Raw genomic sequence first — 4,110 nt, 5'->3', positions numbered from 1 at the left:
AAATCGGTGTTTTTAACACCAGCCAAACCTTTATCACCAGAGCTTAAGCCAACTTGCTCCACCCCTTCACGCACCGCATGATTGTCAATATAGCCCGTCAGCTTGGCATCAAGCGTTCCCCCCGCTTCAATCGTGCCATAAACTGCATCATAGGTGCGCGTGGGTGTTTCAACAAAAGTAGGTCCATCCCATTCGTCTGCACCGTGTGCCACACACCCTGGATTGGACAAAAAATTACAGTCTTTATGTCTATAGCGTGTTTTAGTTACAATCTTGGTTGTTTCGATTAAATCACGCCCCTCATTAAGCAGCGTATCGCCCCGCATTACAATGTTGCCATTAGCAGCAATTAAGCTATAGCTATTGCGGATATCGCCAGCATTCACTGTCAGATGACGTCCTGCCAAAATCTGTGCAGCATTATGCTTAAAATGTGCCTGCTGACGAATAATCGTAGTATCAATATTTTTCTTGATCCTTGTGTGTTTATCACCACCTGGAATTTTTTCCCATCTTCCCTCAACGAACCGGTGAGAGACCACTTTATCGCTCACCTCAACCCCACCTTCACGTATGTTGGTGAGTGCTGAGACATCAAAACGCATATCGCCTGAAACAGCTTCTAAAAGACCCGAACTGTTGATCACATGACCAGCCCGCTCTCTCTTTAAGCCACGGATGATGAGATTGTCTTCAGCAATGACATCGCCAAACTGATTGATAAAATCCCCGTCTAAGGAGAGCGTTGCGGATTTCTTGGCATAAATCAGCCCGCTATTGCTCAGATCAGCGCTCACATCGAGCGCAACCCTATCACCACCAGAACCAAGGATACCAGCATTGTTCAACGCATCTGTCGTCAAAACAAAAGCGCCACCACTTTTGAGAACCCCACCTTCAGCATTTAAAACAAGAGCCGTTTGCCCCAATAGTGGATCATGATTTGCTGCGACAAGTGTAAAAGCCCCTTGAGATAAAAATTGACCTGAATTTGTCAAAAAACCAAGCTGTGCATCAACAACACCCCCCACCATGATGCCTTGATTGCTTACAAGACCAGAGCTGTTTAAGTTAAGCATCCCCCCTTGTGCTTCCACAAGTCCTGCATTGGTGAGCATGCCTGCACTCAATACCACATCATAGGCGCCAACCTCACTTGTCTCACCCATTGTCAATATACCATCACTGGAAAGCTCTATCCGCTTTTTAGAAACAATGCGCCCTGTTTGATTGAGATTTGTTTGCGCATGCAAAGCAATGGTATCATTGCTTTCTATCGTGCCGCTATTGCTTAAATCACCATGGCTTGTGAGTTGAAGGTCACCACGCTCAATCTCTATGTGCCCTGCTTGGATCACACTATCAGCAACAATATTGACTGCCCCTTGCGTAGAAATGAGACCATCAACATTCTCAAAACTGCCCACATCAATGCGCAAACCATCCCGCGCTAAAACATGTGCACCTTCATCATGTCTAGCGTTTTGTTGGTTCGAATTTATTGTGCCAGCGCTTTTATTGACAAAAGACGTGGCTACAATAGTCATCTCACCAGCAAGAGCACTGAGAAGACCTGCTTCATTGTTTACATGACCAGCACGTGTCTCTTTCAGCCCATGAATGGTGAGAGCCTCTTCAGCAATCATTCTGCCCTGTGTGTTGGTTAAATCACCATCACTGGATACCTCCATGGATTTTTGGGCGTAGATCAGCCCGCTATTGCTTAGATCACCGCTCACATTGAGAGCAACCCCATCACCACTAGAGCCAAGCACACCGGCATTGTCTAATTGCCCTGCAGACAAAACAAAAGCACCTCCACTTTGGAGGACCCCTTCGGATGTATTCTTCAGAAAGGCTTGTTGCGGATCGGCGCCTTCTTGTGCGCTTACCATCAAATGCAAATCATCGGTTGCAATAAACGTTCCTTGATTTGTAAATCCACCAATATGAGCATCGACACTCTCACCACGCATTGTGCCGCTATTGATGACCCCATCACCCACTTGAAGGGTTAATGCTCCCTCTTGTGCTTCCACAGTCCCTGCTTGGGTTAAAGCATCAGCACTTAAAACCACATCATAACTTAAAATCGTGCTCTCTTGACCGGTTGTGAGCAGGCCACCCGCTGTCAAGGTAACCTGCTGCATACTGACAATATCACCCGTGTGATTGAGGGCACCATGGGCATCCAGCGTTATCTCCCCATTAGACCAGACAGTGCCTTCTTGGATCAGGGCACCGTGATGCGCATAAAGGTCAACTTTTTGCTCTGCCACTAAGCGCGCGCGTGATGTAAGCTCTGCTGCTTCCACCAAAAGAGAGCCGCCGGCGCTATAATGTCCAGCGCCTATAGTGAGCGCATCTTCAGCTTTCAGTACAATATTCCCCTTGGCACCAATATGGTTGTTTAAAGCGCTGATTTGATTGGTTTCAATGGTCAGATCGCTAAGGGAAGAAACCCCTGTTTGATCATTGTCTTGCATGCGGCTTAGATCAATTGTTGCTGCTTGGATCTCTAAAAGATCACCGGCGGCTATCCGCCCATTCCCCGCATCAAGCTTTCCTGCCTGTAAATGCAAAGAACCCGTCGCTGACTGTTGACCATCACTCCCAATACCGCTTGCTAGAAGAGCATGAGACTGGAGCTTGATCACATCGGCGTGCACATCAACAGCACCGCTTGCCGCAACGCGAGCTTGCTCAGCCAGTTCAACATGCTTCAAAGCCTTCAGTTCAATTGCTTCTTCTGAAAAAAGCAGATCTTTCACATGCACACTATCGTGGTGGGAGTGAGCCTTCATCACTCCTTTGGCACGTGCTTTGGCAATCACCAGCTTGCCATCACTTGTCAATCTCATGGCGCCTGCATTGGCAACCATGTCTCCTCGCATCTTAACGCCGGCGCCTTTATCATTGGCAATCACACGGATCTGCCCCGCATACATTCCACCAAACTCACTGGAATCAATCGCCAATTCTGGCTCTTTGCCATCAGAACCAAGAGAAGTTGCTTCCCGCTTGTGATAATCAAAATGATTGTGACCAGCGATAACAGCCAAATCCCCTTTGACCTGTATGGGACCCCCGATACTGATCTTGCGCGAAACAAGATCAAAAATATCTAATGCACTCCCATCAGCCCCACGAGAACCTATGGTGATATCTCCACCCTCAACACGCAAACCACTCAAAGCGCCATCCGCTCCAATAATCGGTTGTCCGGTCGATAAAGTCACCCGTGGTGTATTCATAAAGCCACAACCGTTACAGGTAATCCCATTGGGGTTGGCGATAATAACATCCGCCATTTGCCCGTGTACTTCGCTCATGCCTTCAAGACGCGAGCGATTGGCACTCACCACTTCATTGAGAATAACCTTTGCTGCACCGCCATAACGCAAATTGCCGTTGCCTGGCACCAATCCCCCAAGCTGTGAACGCGAAACCTCCTTGGTCGAATTGTTCAAAATCACGCCATGGCTATCAACATTGAAACTGTCATATTTGTTATGAGAAAGACCCTGTCCATTGGGGCGAACAATATCAATCAGCGGCACATCATTGCCGGCTTTCCCCACAGTGGGACGGAAAAGTGAGCCAACCCCCTCTGCCGCTTTAATCCCTTGTGCTTCTTGAACTGGGGGGCTTTGTGCACCAATTGCCTGTGCTTGTACTAACAAAGGTTGAAAAGCTAAACTAAAACTTAAAACGAGAGAAATACCCTTATGAGCCCCTCGCTGCAAAACACCAAGAGCATGCTGCCCTAGCGCATACCCATATCCCAATTTGTGCTTTTTATTTTTCAATCCCCGCATCTTCAGCTCCTCATAAAATTTTTTATCTCTTAAAAAAACACCCCAAGGGGTGTCAAAAACGAGGCTATATTTTTATGCCTCTTTAAAATCTCAATAATGCCCGCACTTGAAACAACCCTGTCGCATTCCCCTGCTCTATTGGGGACGATTGGATTAAAATATTCGAATATGACACATCAACATCCGTAATATCTCCAGTTGAATGGAAACCAAGAGTTGCTCCTACCAAACTACCGCCAAAACTGTTTTTGCTTAAATCATTGGCCACTGCCCCCAGATCAAGCGCCATATA

At 47.2% G+C, this 4,110-nt stretch carries 1 protein-coding gene and 1 pseudogene; both read right to left on the bottom strand.

The features are described 5' to 3' along the window. A partial coding sequence (locus PVV68_RS09665) for a filamentous hemagglutinin N-terminal domain-containing protein (protein ID WP_273782980.1) occupies positions 1–3,818 on the bottom strand: 3,818 nt, incomplete at its 3' end. An 82-nt stretch (positions 3,819–3,900) separates the two neighbouring features. After that, positions 3,901–4,110: pseudogene (locus PVV68_RS09660) on the bottom strand (ShlB/FhaC/HecB family hemolysin secretion/activation protein); the annotation flags it as partial.

This window comes from Bartonella sp. ML69XJBT (assembly GCF_028618515.1).
Lineage (GTDB): Bacteria > Pseudomonadota > Alphaproteobacteria > Rhizobiales > Rhizobiaceae > Bartonella.
This window is presented reverse-complemented; position numbering and strand designations above follow the sequence as displayed.